The organism is Bacillus sp. ISL-34 (genome assembly GCF_018613325.1).
In the GTDB taxonomy this organism is placed as follows: domain Bacteria; phylum Bacillota; class Bacilli; order Bacillales; family DSM-1321; genus Peribacillus.
The window spans coordinates 277,938-296,067 of record NZ_JAGGQJ010000011.1 but is presented as its reverse complement, the minus strand read 5'-3'; the positions used below and the strand labels follow the sequence as shown (position 1 = coordinate 296,067).

Annotated in this window: 17 protein-coding genes and 1 riboswitch; of the genes, 8 read left to right on the top strand and 9 right to left on the bottom strand. The window is 40.8% G+C overall.

The window, feature by feature from the left end; all coding sequences use genetic code 11:
• The first annotated feature begins 118 nt into the window (after positions 1–118).
• Positions 119–1,126 carry a LacI family DNA-binding transcriptional regulator gene (locus J7E52_RS11395; protein ID WP_214746147.1) on the top strand — a complete coding sequence of 336 codons (1,008 nt, stop codon included), beginning with the start codon at positions 119–121 and terminating at the stop codon, positions 1,124–1,126.
• A 94-nt stretch (positions 1,127–1,220) separates the two neighbouring features.
• On the opposite strand, the gene J7E52_RS11390 is transcribed toward J7E52_RS11395, so the two are convergent.
• From J7E52_RS11390 to bioB, 8 genes are all read right to left on the bottom strand, one after another.
• Positions 1,221–1,730, bottom strand: coding sequence for a GrpB family protein (locus J7E52_RS11390; protein WP_214746145.1), 510 nt, complete (start codon positions 1,728–1,730; stop codon positions 1,221–1,223).
• 39 nt (positions 1,731–1,769) lie between these two features.
• Positions 1,770–2,270 (bottom strand): hypothetical protein, encoded by a 501-nt coding sequence (locus J7E52_RS11385; RefSeq protein WP_214746142.1) that lies wholly within the window; start codon positions 2,268–2,270, stop codon positions 1,770–1,772.
• Positions 2,267–2,638 carry a hypothetical protein gene (locus J7E52_RS11380; protein ID WP_214746139.1) on the bottom strand — a complete coding sequence of 124 codons (372 nt, stop codon included), beginning with the start codon at positions 2,636–2,638 and terminating at the stop codon, positions 2,267–2,269. The genes J7E52_RS11385 and J7E52_RS11380 overlap by 4 nt, the downstream gene beginning before the upstream one ends.
• A gap of 570 nt (positions 2,639–3,208) precedes the next feature.
• A complete protein-coding gene (gene modA / locus J7E52_RS11375; RefSeq protein ID WP_214746136.1) occupies positions 3,209–4,009 on the bottom strand; it encodes a molybdate ABC transporter substrate-binding protein in 801 nt (266 codons plus the stop codon).
• A gap of 91 nt (positions 4,010–4,100) precedes the next feature.
• Complete coding sequence (locus J7E52_RS11370) at positions 4,101–5,267, bottom strand: MGDG synthase family glycosyltransferase (protein ID WP_214746133.1); 1,167 nt, start codon at positions 5,265–5,267, stop codon at positions 4,101–4,103.
• A 101-nt stretch (positions 5,268–5,368) separates the two neighbouring features.
• A complete protein-coding gene (locus tag J7E52_RS11365; RefSeq protein ID WP_214746130.1) occupies positions 5,369–5,968 on the bottom strand; it encodes a DedA family protein in 600 nt (199 codons plus the stop codon).
• A 17-nt stretch (positions 5,969–5,985) separates the two neighbouring features.
• Positions 5,986–6,684, bottom strand: a complete 699-nt coding sequence (locus tag J7E52_RS11360; protein WP_214746357.1) for a polysaccharide deacetylase family protein — start codon at positions 6,682–6,684, stop codon at positions 5,986–5,988.
• A gap of 1,001 nt (positions 6,685–7,685) precedes the next feature.
• Positions 7,686–8,651 carry a biotin synthase BioB gene (gene bioB, locus J7E52_RS11355; protein ID WP_053537392.1) on the bottom strand — a complete coding sequence of 322 codons (966 nt, stop codon included), beginning with the start codon at positions 8,649–8,651 and terminating at the stop codon, positions 7,686–7,688.
• Between the two features lie 603 nt (positions 8,652–9,254).
• On the opposite strand from bioB, the gene J7E52_RS11350 reads away from it, so the two are divergent.
• From J7E52_RS11350 to J7E52_RS11335, 4 genes are all read left to right on the top strand, one after another.
• Complete coding sequence (locus J7E52_RS11350) at positions 9,255–9,839, top strand: biotin transporter BioY (protein ID WP_214746127.1); 585 nt, start codon at positions 9,255–9,257, stop codon at positions 9,837–9,839.
• Complete coding sequence (bioD, locus tag J7E52_RS11345; RefSeq protein WP_214746124.1) at positions 9,818–10,525, top strand: dethiobiotin synthase; 708 nt, start codon at positions 9,818–9,820, stop codon at positions 10,523–10,525. The genes J7E52_RS11350 and bioD overlap by 22 nt, the downstream gene beginning before the upstream one ends.
• Positions 10,522–11,904: an adenosylmethionine--8-amino-7-oxononanoate transaminase gene (bioA, locus tag J7E52_RS11340; protein ID WP_214746120.1), complete on the top strand. Its 1,383-nt coding sequence runs from the start codon at positions 10,522–10,524 to the stop codon at positions 11,902–11,904. The genes bioD and bioA overlap by 4 nt, the downstream gene beginning before the upstream one ends.
• 224 nt (positions 11,905–12,128) lie before the next feature.
• A complete protein-coding gene (locus J7E52_RS11335; RefSeq protein WP_214746118.1) occupies positions 12,129–12,509 on the top strand; it encodes a hypothetical protein in 381 nt (126 codons plus the stop codon).
• A gap of 58 nt (positions 12,510–12,567) precedes the next feature.
• Here J7E52_RS11335 and J7E52_RS11330 read toward each other — a convergent pair whose 3' ends face one another.
• The gene (locus tag J7E52_RS11330) at positions 12,568–13,956 is read right to left on the bottom strand and encodes an amino acid permease (RefSeq protein ID WP_214746115.1); all 1,389 of its coding nucleotides are present in this window, start codon (positions 13,954–13,956) and stop codon (positions 12,568–12,570) included.
• A 502-nt stretch (positions 13,957–14,458) separates the two neighbouring features.
• A riboswitch (glycine riboswitch) is annotated at positions 14,459–14,537 on the top strand.
• A 206-nt stretch (positions 14,538–14,743) separates the two neighbouring features.
• On the opposite strand from J7E52_RS11330, the gene J7E52_RS11325 reads away from it, so the two are divergent.
• From J7E52_RS11325 to J7E52_RS11315, 3 genes are all read left to right on the top strand, one after another.
• On the top strand, positions 14,744–16,084 hold the full coding sequence (locus J7E52_RS11325; RefSeq protein WP_214746113.1) for an amino acid permease: 1,341 nt from the start codon (positions 14,744–14,746) through the stop codon (positions 16,082–16,084).
• A gap of 273 nt (positions 16,085–16,357) precedes the next feature.
• A complete protein-coding gene (locus J7E52_RS11320) occupies positions 16,358–16,558 on the top strand; it encodes a DUF3311 domain-containing protein (protein WP_214746110.1) in 201 nt (66 codons plus the stop codon).
• Positions 16,555–18,033 (top strand): sodium:solute symporter family protein, encoded by a 1,479-nt coding sequence (locus tag J7E52_RS11315; protein ID WP_214746108.1) that lies wholly within the window; start codon positions 16,555–16,557, stop codon positions 18,031–18,033. The genes J7E52_RS11320 and J7E52_RS11315 overlap by 4 nt, the downstream gene beginning before the upstream one ends.
• The last annotated feature ends 97 nt before the right edge of the window (positions 18,034–18,130 follow it).

Sequence of the window (18,130 nt, the reverse complement as noted above, 5' to 3'; positions counted from 1 at the left end):
ATCCAATGTTTAACAGTTTAACAGAATCTGCTAACTGGCGTTGGAATCGTGATGCTCCTTTGTTAAGATGAAGGTATCCCATTCTATTTCAAGAAATAATATCCTTTAGGAGAACATCATGAAAAAAAAGAAAACTACCATATCAGATGTTGCTGAGAAGGCCGGTGTTTCCAAAAGTACGGTTTCTCAATATATTAACCAACGTTTTCGTTATATGAGTGCTGAAACAAAAGACAGAATCGAGCAAGTCATCCAAGAACTTGATTTTCGACCAAATGATAATGCCAGGAATTTAAAAGTGAAAAAAACAAAAGTGATAGGCATACTCGTAGCTAATATTTTACATACTTTATCCACCGAAATCATTCGTACCGTAGAAGAACAGCTTCAACAGCATGGCATGAAGGTATTCATATGTGACTCTGCCGATGATCCAGAGAAAGAAAAAGAATACCTTGATTTGCTGGTTTCTACGCAAGTGGATGGAATCATCATCTTTCCGGTAGGAAATGATTTTAAAGTATATAATTACTTGATCGATCATTCAATTCCAATGGTATTCGTTGATCGATTAGTTGATGGGGTTACATCTGATTCCGTTCTATTAGACAATCATGCTGCAATATTTTTAGCTGTTTCCATGCTGGCTGAAAAAGGACACGAAAATATTGCGTTTTTAACCTTACCAATTGATATCCCGATCACACCAAGGTTGGAGAGAATCGAAGGATTTAAAAAAGCGATGGCAACTCATAAATTGGAAGTCAGGGAAGATGATATTCATTCTTTACCCAGAAACCAAATTCAAGAAAAATTGGCCCAAATATTCGATGCAGAAAAACCTCCAACAGCCATAGTGGCAGGAAATGATTTGGTGTTACGTGAAATCCTTAGCTATTTGAAAAGGCAAAAAATCTCGATTCCTGGGGAAGTGGCGATTGTCAGCATTGATGATGTTGCTTATACGGAGTTTTATGAACCATCCATCACAACAATTGGACAACCCATACAGCAAATGGGAATTAAAACAGCAGAGTTATTATTGAACCGGATAAATAATTCGGACCAGACCCCGTACATTACTTACCGGTTTGCCCCCGAACTAATTGTACGAAGTTCATGTTAATTGCTCATACAAAAACGGCAGTTTGAATTCACTGCCGTCTTCATTTTCTTCCAGACTTTTTACAGAAACATGGCTAAAACTTTCACCTTGGAAGTCACCCACCATTTGCTGATTCTATAACATTCAGGATAAATGGAGCTTTCGCTTTCGTGTACCCCACTATATCCCCAGGATGCTTTTGAGCTAAGGATATTTTTAATTCCTGATATTGTTTCCGTATGTCAGGATAGTTTCTTAGATAATCCCTGAATGAAAGTTGATTCTTCCACTGTTCACTTCCGAATCTATAGATATGCAAATGGTGTGTCCCCGCTCTCCATCGGCCTTTTCTAAAAAAACGCCTTTCGGGAAATTCCTGATGCGGGACAAATTCATAACCAATCGATTTCAAGGGTTCAATGAATGTGTCAGCTTCATCTAAATGTTGGACGCCAGCCATGATGTCCAAAATCGGTTTTGCCCCCAACCCTTCGACAGATGTACTTCCAATATGCTCAACACAAAGGGAATAGTTCTTTAACACCTCCGTTATCCTCGCTTTTTCCTGTTGAAATTCACTAACCCAATCAGGGTTATAATCCTCAATTTTTACTGTTTTCCCCATACAATCACTCAACTTTTCATGAAATGGTATTGTCAGCCATCATTTTTCATCACGTGACCATTTGACGATAGGCTCTTGCGTGCTCGGCTCATAATAAGTTCCGGCATACACCTTTTCTTTTCCCGTTATTTTATTCGTTCTGATGACTGTATATCTTCCTTTATCATAATTTCTGGTAAGATAATATTTCCGGTATGAAAACCCTTTTTCCGGACCTGTTAATTTTTCTTTAGTTTTATACGCCTGCGGCTTGTTCAAGCTCTCTTTCACTACACTTTTAATATTCAGCGGAGTTCTCTCAAGCTTAACATCACTTCGGAAATCGACATTCCTGGTCTCGGTTTTCCCTGAAGGCATGGATGCCAGTTCGATCGTATCTTGGGTTTGTTCCGAGAATGTTTTTGTGACACTGTAGGAATAAAGGATATTCATGGAACTTATATTATCCTTCATTTTGCCAGCAAATTCAGGCATGGCAAAATTTAATAGAAAGGTGATCGATATACATACGATTAATAAGGTAAGCGAAATTTTCTTCATATTTCCTCTTTCTCGACTATGTATTCTTGTAATTCAACTTGTTCATTTTCCTTAGGAATAACTCCCAATTTAGCGATTAATAGAATGGCAAGAAAACTGAAACAGCAAAAACTAGTATTATCACTTGTAATAAATGAAGCCGGTATAATACGAGAAGCCAGTAATGAATTCAAAATATAAGAAAAAAGAAAACCCGAATAGGATAGAAGGATCAGATAGTTTCCTATCAATGCCCTCTTGTAATGTACATACTCCGACTTATTTCCATTCCTGATACTGACACAATGTCTAAATTGCCTAATGAGACCGTATGTGAAACCAATAATTAACATGACTGCAATGACAAAATCAATTATTGCTTCCTCCACTTTTACTCCTCCTTGGTAATTGGCTCTAATCAAAAACTTGTAAAATATTACATTAAACCCATCATATACCATTTGTGATCAAATGATAAATATTTCCTACTTTTAAAATTGAAGTTGTATCACTATGTATGTTTCTTTATCTATTAATTCTTACAAAGCTCATTTTATTTAAATCCTTCTCGTTAACCTAAATCAATGCCACTATTGGGGTTCCCATAACTTCGTCCCTTTTAAAACCATTTTCTATTACCTCTTCTTGGCAGATGTAAATACATCCATCCGAATTGAGAATGGAACCATTCACACTGGAAGCCCGAGGACAGAAATATGCTGTCCGTCTTTTGTCACAAGTTTCTTTTCACGCAGCGGCCGAATTATTGACTTGTAGGTCGGATTATCCGCACTTTGGGTCGAATTATCCTCGCTTTAGGCTGAAAATCCGATTTAGTTGAGTGATGAATACATGGATGTTCTTATTCTTACGTTTAAAGCGAGACGATGTTTCAATATAAAGGAAAATATACCTAATATTACTTGAGATGCATAAAAAAAAGACCACCAGATTGGTGGTTATTTCAAATTTTTAAATCCGTATTTTTCAAAGCTTTTCATGGAGGCTTCCGTTTGGAGATAGTCATAGAATAGCTTGGCTTCCTTGTCATGATCCAGGTTATTGATCATTCCGACGGGATATATGATCGGATCGTGTAAATCTGCCTGGGCTGCTGCAATGATTTCAACTTTTGATGAGTTGAGCGCATCCGTTTTATAGACGAGGCCTGCGTCCACGTTTCCCGTTTCCACATATGTAAGCACTTGCCGGACATCCTTTGCATATACCAATCGATCTTCAACCTCTTTAAAGAGGTTCATGTTTTCCAAAGTTTGTTTCGCATATTGCCCTGCCGGTACAGACTCTGGAGTGCCAATCGAAATTTTGGCGGCCTTTGTGAGGTCTTCCAGCGATCCGATTTCCCTTTTGGAATCCTTTGGTACCACCAGCACCAGGTCATTGCCGACTAAATCGATTCCTTTTTTCTCTTCTATAAGATCTTCCTCTACTAATTTATCAAATTTATCTTCTGCAGCTGAGAAAAACAGGTCAACAGGTGCGCCTTGGGATATCTGCTGCTGAAGAGCTCCAGAGGCTCCAAAGTTATAATGAACTTCCACATTTGCATTTTCTTTTTCAAAAGACTTCTTTATATCATTTAAGGCATCTTCCAAACTTACAGCTGCGGAAACCGTCAATTCGACTTTTCCTCCGGCTTGCGCCTTCTTTTCCGTTTTTTCCGCTTCACCACTTGAACAACCTGCGACCGCTGCCGCAAGCAGCATAATCGAAAAAATCATAAGGTATGTTTTCTTCAAAGTCACCCTTCTTCAGACCTTTCATTATAGGATGGCTGCTAATTCAGCAGCCTTCCGTATTCATTCTTTTACCAGTGAGAACACCATACATTTAGCTAAAAAGAAGTTTGGGCTGTCGGGCTAGATAGGAAGGTGTACCATTTTGATTAAGATTAAGGATCAATTTCATGACCTCCACTATTCCCTCAGGTTTCTCCAACTCTATTTCCTTATGATAGGCTTCTATGGATGTGCTCCACCTTGTCATTTTTTTCTGATCTTTTAATATACTCAGCAATTGTTTTTCAAAAGGCTTTTTCTGATTAAGTTTAAATACAAGGCCTTGTTGTTTTAAATACTGCAGATTAATTTCCTCCTGCCCTGGAAGCCTGGAATGAACAAAAATGGGAAGCCTTTTCCGCAATGCTTCGCTAATCGTGACACCGCCGGGTTTCGTAACGATTGCGTCAACTTCTTCATAAAGCTTATTCATTTCAACCCTTGATGAAATATAAGGCAGTGGTTTGATATGAGGTAAATTCCATGTATCGATTTCTTCATACAGCTTGGTGTTATTTCCGCAAAGAACTAAATAATCAAAGTCGGCTGAAGTCTTTAACTCATCACTTAAGTTCAAGATCCCGCCCAGACCGCTATTTCCTCCGGATATCAAAATTTTTGGCCGTACTTTGTTTTTTTGTACAGAAGCATTTTTGGTTATTTCCTCGTGCACGGGTATGCCAGTGACCATCATCGTCTGTTTTGGTATTTGACGCTTACTCATCAGCTTTTCTTTCACTTCTTGACTTGGAAGAAAATGGGCATCTATTCCTTCGCTTCCCCACACATTATTAATAAAGAAGTCCGTGTACACGTTTATAACCGGTGTGCTGCACTTTCCTTTCATCTTTAGCTGACTCAAAAGATAGGAAGGGAAACCGTGTGTACACACAATTAGATCAGGCTTTTCTTCTTCTATCAATTGTTCCATTTTGTTCATGAATAATTGCTGATACCATTTAAATATCCGTTCCTTTGGCGAGTGAACATAAAACAGATTCTTATAGGCAAGATTATAGGTTTCCGGCGCATAACGGATCCATGTTAGATAACTATTTGTGATGATTTTTTCTAGAGAGGTATTGGTATAACTGATTAAATCGATTTTTTTATAGGTAATCCCATTTGAATGCTTTTTTAACATATCCATTAATGCCTCTGCAACTTGATGATGTCCCGACTGCATTCGAAAGAGAGGTAAAAACAAAACTTTCTTCATATGTGTCATCTCCTAAGAAATCATTCTGAAAATACGAAATATATAGTTCATGATATCTTCCTCTTACAATATAATTCCAACGTTTTTAATAAGGAGCCGACTCAACTTTTGGACATTTGTTTTCTCTTTTTAATGTATTTGATAGTAACATATAGTACAAAAATAACTAAAAATACAAGCCCTAAATATGGAACATATTTGGGATTAACATTAAAAGCATCCCCGACATAATAACCGGCCACTATAAAAGGGACGGTCCAGAGTATAGTGCCTAATAGGGAAAATAGGAAGTATTTCCGAAAGGGTATAGAAGAGATTCCTGCGAAATATGGACTAATTTGTCTTATCCCCGGAATATAAAATCCCAATACTAAGGTTTTTTGTGCATTATCCGTATAGTTTTTCTTTGCTTTCTCCCAGCGTTCACTCGTAATCCCAATGAATCTTCCAAATTTATTTATAAATGGATACCCCACATATTTTCCGCATGCATAAGCTGCAAGCATTCCGATAAAGGCGCCGAAAATTGCACAAAGCATTGCTAAGCCCAGTGAGAGCTTACCTTGGACAGCCAACACCCCAATCAGAAATAGAAGCGATTCTTCTGGAGCAGGCACTCCCACAATGCCAAAGAATAAAAAAAGAAAAATGATCAGGTATCCATATGATTCAATAAAATGTAAAAGCGTATCTATATTCATAATACCCCCAGAATTAGTTATAAGTCTTTTAAAGTAATAAAGTGTGTTCCTTTTTCCTTACTCTCCTGTAGGTAAATTTTTAACATTTCAATCATATAGCCTGGTGCTTCTTTATCCGCTCCCAATGTTTCACCACAGTCATGAAGCAACAGAATGGAACCTTCTGTCGAAGTGCCTCGCAGTTGATCAAGCAAAGTATTTTTGCAATTTTTGACTTTCCAATCCCCGAAGATGCCGGACCACATTATCACTCTATATTTCTTACTGAAAAATGGGTTGAACAAATTAAAATGGCCCCATGGAGGTCTATAAAAAACCACCTTTTCATTCGTACATTCATTTATCGCCTTTTCAGTCATTTCCAACTGTTTCCGTAGATGGATTGGGGATAGCACCCAACTTGAAACATGATGATAATGGTGGATCCCTATAGTATGTCCCTCTTCATGCATTCTTTTAATAATCTCAGGATTACTTTTCACTTTACTGCCAACAACAAAAAATGTGGCCTTTATCTCATACTCTTTTAAAAGATCAAGTAATTTTATCGTATATTCAGGGTTTGGGCCATCATCGAAAGTTAGCGCCATCCCATTATTCGAATTGATTCTTTTTATTATTCCCAGACTGCATCCACGAATAAGCACCGTTGGGATAATAGTATAAAATATTAATAGCAATAATAAAATAATAAAACTAATCAGCCATATATGCATCACACAAAACTATCCTCTCATTATTGATATTACCAATACTGATCCTTTCCCTATATCATATTCATTTACCACAATGCAGCAAATGTTATTTTATTCAGGTAATTCATAAAAAAAACCTCTTCTTACAATTTAGCATTTTTTTTTCATTATTTTCACTTATCTATCATTTTTTTATTTTTGTAAAGGTTGACTGACCACTAGCTCTCTTACAGCACATTAATAAAACACCCGGACTGTAGACAAATTTGAAGAAAGCGGGGTTTTCTAAAAAAATTCCAGTTGATTTCAGAAATCCGCTCCCTTTCCGCCGACTGTCTTCCATGCCTCCTCGCCGCTAGCGGCTGTGGGGTCTCGGCTAGCCAGTTATTCGGCAGGAGTGTCGCAAATTTCTTCAATCTAATAGGGATTATAGTAAAACATTAAGGATAACCAAGTTTTCTTTAAAAACATTCCAGTTGATTTTAGAAATCCGCTCCCTTTCCGCCGACTGCCTGCCAAGCCTCCTTGCCGCTAGCGGCTGTGGGGTCTCGGTTAGCCAGTTATTCGGCAGGAGTGTCGCAAATTTCTTCAATCCAATAAGGATTATAGTAAAAAAACATTAAGTATAATCTGCGTCTTGTTTTATAATCATGGTTCGGGGTGAGAGCATTCCGAACCTCCTTTTGTCGGCAAATTCGAAGAAAATCCAGTTTGCCTGCAGTTTTTTCTTTTAAAAAAGTTCCAGTTGATTTCATCCGGAGCTTTTTTTGGCCGTACACGATTTTTTTCGTCCTTCACAGTACTTTTTTCGACCTTCAACGCACTTTATTCGACCGTTCTCGAATTTTTTCGACCTTCAACGCACTTTATTCGACCGTTCTCGAATTTTTTCGACCTTCCACGCTCTTTATTCGACCGTTCTCGAATTTTTTCGACCCCAATCGGAACTTTTGCCGACAAACTGAAAAAAACACCCTAAGGGTGTTTTTTTAATCCATATTGTTTTTCTAAAATCTTTTTTATCATAAAGCACATTCTTCAATTTCGAATCCGAGGTCTTCGATGATTCCCCAATCCGCTGTGGGTTCTTGACCTGCTGTCGTTAAATAATCGCCGACGAAGATGGAATTGGCTGCATACAGTGCCATGGGCTGCATGGAACGGAGATTGACCTCACGACCGCCGGCCAGACGGATTTCTTTACTCGGATTAACGAATCTCATCATCGAAATCAATTTCAGGCATTTAGTGGGGGTCAACTCGGAAGTTCCCTCAAGCGGCGTTCCGTCAATTGCATTGAGAAAATTACAAGGAATGGAATCTGCATCAAGGCTGCGTAGGGATAGAGCGATTTCCACCGCTTCCGCCTCAGATTCCCCCATACCGAAAATGGCACCAGAACATGGGGACATTCCGGCTTCTTTCACAGCTTCGACTGTATCTACCCGGTCTTCATATGTATGTGTCGATGTAATTTTGCTGTAGTTTTCCTGTGATGTATTCAAGTTGTGGTTGTAGCGATGAACGCCTGCTTCCGCTAGTTTGCCGGCATGTTCCTCATTCAGGAAACCTAAACAGCAGCAGATTTTAAGATCCGTCGTTTCGCGGATTTCTTTTACCGCTTCAATGACATGATCGATTTCCCTGTTGGTCGGACGCCGCCCAGACGCAACGATGCAATAAGTACCGGCTTTGCGACGAATTGACTCTTGCGCTCCCTCGACAATCTTTTCTTTCGTCAGCCAAGCATATTTATCGATTGGGGCTTCCGATACGATCGACTGCGAGCAGTAGCCGCAATCTTCGGGACATAATCCTGATTTCGTATTGATGATCATATTCAATTTAACTTTTTTCCCATAATGATGCTTCCGTATGAGATAGGCTGCATTCAATATTTCCAAAACCTCTTCGTCTGGAGCTTGTACGATGGATAATGCCTCTTCCTCCGTCACTTTATATCCTTTGATAACGTTCTCCGCTAACATCTTCCAATCCCTTACCAATGTTTCCAAACCTAATCCCTCTTTTCTTTAATGTTGTATATTCCTTCCCATGAATCTTCCGCGATTAATTACCAGAAACCCTTGGAACGGATTGGATCATTCCCACGCTAAATCACATCTGTTGTTCCTGATGTGTTGCCATTAAAGTGTGGTGCATGGATTCCGTGACTATGTAATTCCTAAATAAAGACCTGCTGCCCGAGATATATCAACATACTGCTCCAACCGCGAGTGTCTCCATCTCCAATCCACTTTCCCTTCCAACCAAGCGGTCACATGTACACCATCAACCACAATGGGCAGCACTTAACATTTAGCAGTATCAATACTGCCTGGCAATGAAACGATAAGCCTTTAGATTTGTTAACCTAAAATATTTTAAGTTAACATATCGATAGAATAATAACATACAAACAAAATATTATTCAATGGTCTTTTTTCAATATTTTCCTAGTATGTCCTTTAAATCCCGAGAAAGCAGGCATTTTATATGTTAACTAAATAATATATTAGTTGACATATAAAATAGGAATCAGGCAAACTAATAGTGGGCATTCTGCCACCCAAAAAAAGGAGGTTGAAGACTTGAAAGCAAGGACGATTTCTTATGTGGCCCTTTTTACAGCGTTAACTGCCATTGGCGCCTTTATCAAGATACCTATCCCTTACATACCATTCACACTGCAAATTCTGGCAGTCTATTTGGCAGGCGCATTATTGGGGCCCCGGCTTGGGATGCTCAGTCAGTTATGCTACGTCTTGATCGGACTTATCGGGGTGCCCGTGTTTGCTGAAGGCGGGGGATTCGGCTATATATTCAAACCCACCTTCGGCTATTTGCTCGGATATATACTGGGAGCCTATGTAAATGGATGGCTGATCAACCGGTTTACCCTCTCCACGATTCGTTCCATATTCTTTGCTAATGCTGCCTCTTTGCTGACAGTTTACCTTTTCGGCTGCATCTGGCTGTACGGTGCGATGAAGTGGATTGTGGAAACGCCGCTTTCAATCAACCAAACGATTCTTTACGGCTTCTTGTTACCTGTACCCGGTGATTTACTGCTGTGCATTCTATGTACTGTCATCATTCAACTAGTACGTCCTCGCATTGCAAGATATATAAACGTAAAGGAGCTGAATCATCCATGGGCCAAGCCTACTTTATAACCGGAACTGGCACGGATATTGGAAAGACCGTCGTCACGAGTGCACTCTATCTGTCTCTTCAAACATTGGGAAAAAGCGTCACGATATTCAAGCCATTTCAAACTGGAATCAATGAGGAAAATAATACATACCCGGATATATCTTGGTTTGAGCAGGAACTCGGTGTAAAGGATTCAGGGTTTTACACACTGAAACCCGAAACCTCCCCACATTTGGCGATTAAATTAACCGGTAGTCAAATCGATGAGAAGAAAGTCGTGGAAAGGGTTCAAGAACTTGAGGAAATGTATGACATCGTATTGGTCGAGGGCGCTGGCGGATTGGCTGTGCCGCTTATTGAACGAACGGAAGGTTTCTATATGACGGCGGATTTCATTAGGGATTGCGGCATGCCCGTCCTCTTCGTATCCACAAGCGGTTTAGGGGCGATCCATGATGTCGCGACGACCCATACTTATGCCCAAGTTCATGATATAAACGTGATAACCATTTTATATAACCATTACCGGCCAGAAGATCGGATTCATCAAGACAATATCGAAACCATTGAAAAGCTTACTGGGCTGAATGGCCTCGCCTGCATCCCTACACTTGCCGATGTTAGAAAAGACTTGAGGAGCTGCATCCTTGATTTACTTGGTGACCAAGATTATACCCAACAACTGAAAGAGGTGTTCAAAGCATGAACAGTCAGGATTTAGAACAATGGGATAAGGAATATGTATGGCATCCGTTCACACAAATGAAAACGTATCGGGAAAGCAAACCGCTGATCATCGAGCGCGGCGAAGGCAGCTACCTGATTGATGTGGATGGCAAACGCTACCTCGACGGCTATGCTTCATTATGGGTGAATGTGCACGGGCATAACGAGCCGGAACTAAACGGCGCCCTTATTGAGCAAGTGAATAAAGTCGCGCACTCCACGCTGCTGGGATCTGCGAATGTACCATCGATCTTACTGGCAAAAAAACTGGCAGAGATCACTCCTGGTTCTTTATCTAAAGTCTTCTACTCTGACACGGGATCTGCCGCTGTGGAAATCGCCCTTAAAGTCGCTTATCAATATTGGCAGAATATCGACCCCGTCAAGCATCAGAATAAAAACAAATTCGTCTCACTTGACGAAGCATACCACGGCGATACTGTCGGGGCTGTGAGTGTGGGCGGTATGGATCTATTCCATAGAATCTTTAAGCCCCTCTTATTTCAACGGATTTCCGCCCCTTCACCATATGCCTATCACATGACTGAGTATGGAGATCAAGAAGCGGTGAAAAACCATTGCTTGAAGGAACTGGAGAAGTTACTGCAGAAACAATCAGAGGAAATTGCAGGATTGATCATCGAACCGCTGGTGCAGGGAGCAGCAGGCATCATAACCCATCCCCAGGGCTTTTTGAAAAAGGTCGAACAATTATGCAAAAAGTACAATATCCTCTTAATTTGTGACGAAGTGGCCGTAGGATTCGGTCGCACCGGTACAATGTTTGCCTGCGAACAGGAAGACGTCGTCCCTGATATCATGTGTATGGGCAAAGGGATCACTGGGGGATATATGCCACTCGCCGCCACCATCATGAACGAGCAGGTCTTTCAATCCTTCTTGGGAGAACGGGAAGAGCATAAAACCTTCTATCACGGCCACACCTATACAGGAAATCAGCTTGCCTGTGCACTGGCCCTGAAGAATATCGAGCTGATGGAAAGCCGCAATCTCATTAAAGACATCCAGAAAAAATCTAAATATCTATCACAAAGACTGCAAGCGCTATACGAACTTCCGATAGTCGGCGATATTCGCCAGCGCGGCTTCATGATTGGAGTGGAAATCGTTAAAGACCGCCAAACAAAAGAAACGTTCACCCTCCAAGAGAATGTCGTTTCCGGAATCATCCATACAGCACGGGAAAATGGCCTGATCATCCGGGAACTTGGTCCAGTCATCACGATGATGCCGATCCTTTCCATGTCAGAAAAGGAACTCGATTTCATGGTCGAAACCGTCTACCGTGCCATTCAGGAAGTCTCCATTCATAAAGGATTGATTCCAGCAGCAAACTGATTCAAAAAGAACCGAATAGATCGCCAGCAAAAAAGTATTATCAAATGTAAGTTAAAAATAACCCCTGATGACTCATGGGGTTATTTTTTAAGTCCAAGATATGTATTACCAAAATAGGGCTCCTGGCATGCTCATACTCAGCATCATTAGGTGTGACGACCCGCCCGGTAAGCTTTGTTCTTTCCAAAATATAACCCCTTTCTCGGGTAAAGATGTTACATCCTATGAAAAAATCTGGCAGGAAGACACATTCCATAGCTTTTGGATTCATTCCCCCTGCTGGCATCCCTTTTTATGGGGTCAAATTGGCTTTACTCGTGAATTTGGCTGTTTTACTCGTGAGTTTTACGGCTTTACTCTTAAATTTCGCCGATTTATTCGTGGATTCCACGCTTTTACTCGTGAATTTCACGCTTTTACTCGTGAATTTCGCTGATTTACTCGTGAATTCCACGACTTTACTCGTGAATTTCGCCGATTTACTCGTGAATTCCACGACTTTACTCGTGAATTCCACCGATTTACTCGTGAATTCCAACTTTACTCGTGAATTTCGCTGTTTACTCGTGAATTCCACGACTTTACTCGTGAATTCCAATAATTGATCCCCAAAGACAAAAAAGCCCTTCTCGAATTAAGAGAAGGGCTTTCTAATAGTATTTCTTATCCCGAAATCTCATCATCGGATTTAACATCCAATGGTGTTCGTTTATCCATTTTCAGCATGTAATAGCTTGCCACGACCAAGGCTAGGAAAACGATCCCGACAACCAAGGAAATCCTTGTACTAGGATTGATCCACATACCGACCAGCACCATCAGTAAAAAGGCAATTGTCGCATAGTTACTGTAAGGGGCCAATGGCATTTTGAACGGATGCTTCTCCATTTCAGCGGCATTCACCTTTCTGAATTTAAGCTCACTGATAAGTAAGACAAACCATGGAATCATCCCGGGTAATACACTCGCACTGTACACATAAAGGAATAATTGCGGCGGTGCAAGGTAATTCAGGATAACCCCGATGCCCAATCCTAAAAGTACTGCAATCGTGCAATATGCCGGTACTCCATTTTTTGATACTTTAGCAAAGATTTTCGGAGCTTGGCCATTCAATGCCAGTGTGTAAAGCATACGTCCCGCACTGAATATCCCACTGTTGCATCCAGACATTGCCGCAGTGATCACGACAAAATTAATGATGCCTGCCGCTGCAGTGATACCTATTTTGGCAAAGGTCGAAACAAATGGACTGCCTAAGTCATCCAGTTGATCCCAAGGGAAGACTGTCACGATGACGAATATGGCTCCAATGTAGAAAATTAAAATGCGCCATATGATTGATTGGATCGCTTTTGTTACGGTCTTCGTTGGATTTTTCGCTTCTCCGGCTGTAATCCCGATAAGCTCAACGCCTTGATAGGAAGCCACGACTAGGGAAAGCGCGAAGAAGAATCCTGTCCAGCCTCCCGTAAAGAAGCCGCCATTTTCCCAAAGATTCAATAATCCAATCGCATCCCCGCCATTCCCTATTCCAAAGAAGATAAGGCCTAGACCGGCAATGATCATCAATATAATCGTTATGATTTTTATAAGCGCAAACCAGAATTCAAATTCCCCGAAGGATTTAACGGAAATGAGGTTTGCCGCCCCCAAGATGATCATGGCGACCACACCTGGTATCCAAGCAGGTAAGTCCGGGAACCAATATTGCATATACAACCCAACCGCTATGATTTCGGACATTCCGACGATTACCCATTGAAACCAATTGCTCCAAGCAGTCATATAACCTGCCAAGGGATGTATATAGCTGCTCGCAAAGGTTGCAAAAGAACCTGTAGTCGGTTCTAAATATAGCATCTCACCCATGGAACGCATGATGAAAAATATAAAAATACCTGCGATGGCATAAGCAAGCATTACAGAGGGCCCGGTCCATTTGATCGTGCTTGCAGATCCCATGAATAACCCGACACCGATGGTTCCGCCCAAAGCTATCATTTGAATATGACGTGCTTCCAGCCCTCTCTTTAATTCCTTGTTCGACATGTTTAACTCCCCCAGATGCAATATCGGTAATGCTTTTCTATCCTTGCCACGAACGACTCTCTAATAATTATTGCGGTTAGAAATGCTCTATCGAAAAAAATATCAATAACACTTCAATTATGTTTTCTTATCTTATAATAGTAAATATTCTGTAAAAATACAATTGTATTTTTCAAATAAACAGTTACCAAATATATCTTGGCAATTTTCCTAATCTAAAAATATCATTTTAAAAAAATGATGATCAATATTTCATAATAGTGATCAGCCAAAAAATAAACTTTTTCAAGTACCTTAATAAAATCAAGACCATTATAAAACTGCAGATAATGCCTGTTTCACTTCAAAAAAACTTGTTGACCTACCCAAAAATAGATGATAGAATTCCAATATTATTTTATAAGCATAATGAATGATCCAGCAGTGGCAGATAATCACTGACAGACATTTACTCACAACCGCATACAAGCAAGCGATGAATGCTATGGATGACACTATAGCAGGAGCAGCTTCTGGAGAGACTGTACAAGATGCAGCGCCGAAGGATTCACAATCTCAGGCAAAAGGACAGAAGAGTAACGAATGATAAAATTGTTATTCTGAGCCCTTTAAGAGATTGGTATTATCCAATCTCTTTTTTTATTGTCCATTTTGTGATTGGACTAAAAACAAAAACTTTAAAACCAATGGGAAAGGCAAGCCGGGCGAAAAAATCACGTCCCTCTCTCCAATACCATGCAGGTAAAATCATTCACTACCAAGACTATAAAAGACGGGGGCGTACGAATTGGCTAAACAAGAATTAAAAAGAGATTTAAAAAATAGACATGTACAACTGATTGCAATAGGAGGAACCATTGGCACCGGATTATTTTTAGGCTCCGGAAAAGCCATACAATTGGCAGGACCTTCTATTTTATTTTCCTATCTGATAATAGGGATTGCCTTGTTTTTTGTGATGAGGGCACTAGGGGAATTGCTCTTATCCAACGCAGGTTATTCATCATTCACTGAATTTGCAACCGAATATGTCGGTCCATGGGCCGGCTTCGTGACAGGTTGGACATATTGGTTCTGTTGGATCATGACAGCTATGGCCGATATCATAGCTGTCGGTGTCTATGTACAATATTGGTTCGATATCCCTCAATGGATTCCGGCTCTAATATGCCTAGTCATTCTGTTAGGATTGAACCTATTGACCGTTAAGTTATTTGGCGAATTGGAATTCTGGTTTGCCATCATTAAAGTAATCACGATCATCGCCTTGATCATCGTAGGAATCATCCTTTTGATCATCGGCTTCAATACCAATACCGGAACGGTTTCCCTAACGAACCTATGGAATCATGGCGGCATGTTCCCCAATGGCATTTCCGGATTCCTATTATCTTTACAGCTGGTCGTCTTCTCATTTGTCGGTGTCGAATTGGTAGGGGTTTCCGCAGCAGAAACGGCAAACCCGAGAAAGAACATTCCATCTGCCATCAATAAAATCCCTATCCGGATTTTACTTTTCTATGTTGGTGCCCTATTCGTCATTCTCTGCGTCAACCCATGGACACAACTGGATGCCACGAGCAGCCCATTTGTAGAGGTCTTTGCGTTAATCGGCATTCCTATCGCTGCAGGGATCATCAACTTCGTCGTTTTGACATCCGCTGCTTCTGCATGCAACAGCGGTTTATTTTCAACAAGCCGAATACTTTATACGTTAAGCAGGAATGGCGAGGCCCCTGCTAAACTGGAAAAATTAAATAAACAGGCTGTTCCGAGCAATGCCTTGTTAACATCAACAATCGTTGTATCAATAGGGGCATTATTAAGCAAACTGATACCGGAACAGGCATTTACCGTCGTGACGACCATCAGTGCGATCTGTTTCATTTGGGTATGGAGCATTATCTTGATCTCCCATATCAAATATTCGAAAACAAGGCCTGACCTAAGAGCAAAATCGACTTTCAAGGCTCCTTTTACACCCTTTGTCAATTATGTCATTTTAGGATTATTCCTATTCATCCTTCTTGTTATGCTATTCGCTGAAGCTACACGACTATCACTGCTGTTGACCCCGATCTGGTTCATACTCTTGGTGATACTATATAACTATCGAAAAAAAAGATAACTAAAGGAAAGCCTTGAAATCAATATGAATTCAAGGCTTTATCTGTCTTATGAACACATCAGGGTTCCGCAGTTTTGCGCACTGTTGCTGAAATATATCAGGCAACTGCATTAAATTTTATATCAAAATAGTGTAAGCTAATATATATTATCGGATCTTTTCCGTCATGTATGAATTTTTCATCCCGGTTCGGTTCACCCATCCATCAGTGGCATTGAAGAATAAACCCCCATTGGTGGGCGTTTCACTTTATTAAAACGGAGGGGTTTGTTTATGAAGATTATATATATCCTTACTCTAGTTCCTTTTATAGGCATACTAGGATTTCTACCTTTTGTTAATAAAATAGAACCATATGTATTAGGGATGCCTTTCAATATGTTCTGGATGGCTATGTGGGTGGTCCTTACCTCTGCCATACTGGGCATCATGTATAAGCTGGATCCCAGGAATCGGGAAGGTGACGAGGAATGAATATTGCTCTCTTAATCATTTTAGCATTTTTACTTCTATCGATATTTTTAGGCATACGCTCTTCAAAAGGAAAAGATATGGACTTGGAACAATGGACGGTGGGCGGACGCGGTTTTGGTGCAATATTCGTCTTTCTGCTGATGGCCGGGGAAATCTATACGACCTTCTCCTTCCTTGGCGGCAGCGGCTGGGCTTATGGCAAGGGCGCACCCGCTCTATATGTTCTAATTTACATTACTTTGTCTTACGTATTATCCTATTGGCTCCTACCGGAAATATGGAGATATGCCAAGGAAAATAAACTGATGTCTCAATCCGATTTCTTTGTAAGCAAATATAAGAGTCCCAGTTTAGGAGTTTTGGCTGCGCTTGTCGGTGTGGTGTCGATGATTCCAGTGATCGTCGTGCAGCTGAAAGGATTGGGGATCATTGTCTCAGAAGCATCTTATGGTGCCATCTCAATGTCTGAGGCAGTTTGGATGGGGGCGATCAGCCTTACCATTTATGTGATGATCTCCGGTATACACGGTTCAGTTTGGACAGCGGTCATTAAAGATATCATGATGGTCGCCATAATAGGATTTTTGGGGATTTACCTGCCGATTCATTACTTTGGCGGATTTCAGCCGATGTTTGAAGCGATTGATGCGGCCAAGCCTGGTTTTCTTAAGTTCCCTGATCAGGGACTTAGCGTATCATGGTTCATCTCCACGGTAATATTGCTCGTATTCGGTTTCTATATGTGGCCCCAGGTTTTCAGCGCTGTTTATTCAGCACGCAGCGGCAAGGTATTTCGAAAAAATGCCATCATCAGCCCTTTATATACACTCATGCTGTTATTCGTCTTTTTCGTTGGGTTTACAGCTATATTGAAAGTGCCCGGGCTCGTTGGGGCAGATGCAGACCTCTCATTGCTGCGCCTTTCGATCGAGACCTTCGATCCATGGTTTATAGGCATAATCGGCGGAGCTGGATTGTTGACCGCATTGGTGCCGGGATCCATGCTTTTGATGAGCGTCGCTACACTGCTCGCGAAAAACGTCTATAAGGAATTTGCACCTGCAGTATCCGATCGCCACGTTGTACGATTGGCAAAGTTCCTTGTTCCAGTCATCGCCCTAATAGCCGTCTACTTCACCTTAAATGGCGGCGAAACGATGTCAGCATTAATTCTTATGGGATACAGTCTCATCACACAGCTTTTCCCGTCCCTTCTCTTTAGTCTGAAAAGGAATAATCCGATCAATAAATTTGGCGCAATCGCCGGCATCATTACAGGATTGGCCATTGTAATCTGCATTACACTCAGTCAATCAACAATAGGGACATTGTTTCCATCCTTGCCGCAAGCTGCGAAAGATTTGAATGTGGGTATCATCGCATTGGCAGTCAATTTCATTGTGATGATCACGGTAAGTCTTGCTTTCAGAAAGCGCGCGATTCAGTTGGAACCTGAATCCGTTAACGATATATGAAGCAGCTTTGATGCTGGTTAAAGGCTCAGTCAAAAGACTGAGCCTTCCTTATTATCGACATCCAAAGCATAATGTCCTTTTTCTCAAGATCGATTAT

Bases quoted from the DNA above. Each gene is read 5' to 3' on its own strand.
- bioA (WP_214746120.1), top strand. From the start codon at position 10,522: ATGAACAGTCAGGATTTAGAACAATGGGATAAGGAATATGTATGGCAT.
- J7E52_RS11385 (WP_214746142.1), bottom strand. From the start codon at position 2,270: ATGAAGAAAATTTCGCTTACCTTATTAATCGTATGTATATCGATCACC.
- J7E52_RS11370 (WP_214746133.1), bottom strand. From the start codon at position 5,267: ATGAAGAAAGTTTTGTTTTTACCTCTCTTTCGAATGCAGTCGGGACAT.
- J7E52_RS11395 (WP_214746147.1), top strand. From the start codon at position 119: ATGAAAAAAAAGAAAACTACCATATCAGATGTTGCTGAGAAGGCCGGT.
- J7E52_RS11335 (WP_214746118.1), top strand. From the start codon at position 12,129: ATGAAAAAATCTGGCAGGAAGACACATTCCATAGCTTTTGGATTCATT.
- bioB (WP_053537392.1), bottom strand. From the start codon at position 8,651: ATGTTAGCGGAGAACGTTATCAAAGGATATAAAGTGACGGAGGAAGAG.
- J7E52_RS11330 (WP_214746115.1), bottom strand. From the start codon at position 13,956: ATGTCGAACAAGGAATTAAAGAGAGGGCTGGAAGCACGTCATATTCAA.
- J7E52_RS11320 (WP_214746110.1), top strand. From the start codon at position 16,358: ATGAAGATTATATATATCCTTACTCTAGTTCCTTTTATAGGCATACTA.
- J7E52_RS11390 (WP_214746145.1), bottom strand. From the start codon at position 1,730: ATGGGGAAAACAGTAAAAATTGAGGATTATAACCCTGATTGGGTTAGT.
- J7E52_RS11360 (WP_214746357.1), bottom strand. From the start codon at position 6,684: ATGCATATATGGCTGATTAGTTTTATTATTTTATTATTGCTATTAATA.
- bioD (WP_214746124.1), top strand. From the start codon at position 9,818: ATGGGCCAAGCCTACTTTATAACCGGAACTGGCACGGATATTGGAAAG.
- J7E52_RS11365 (WP_214746130.1), bottom strand. From the start codon at position 5,968: ATGAATATAGATACGCTTTTACATTTTATTGAATCATATGGATACCTG.
- J7E52_RS11315 (WP_214746108.1), top strand. From the start codon at position 16,555: ATGAATATTGCTCTCTTAATCATTTTAGCATTTTTACTTCTATCGATA.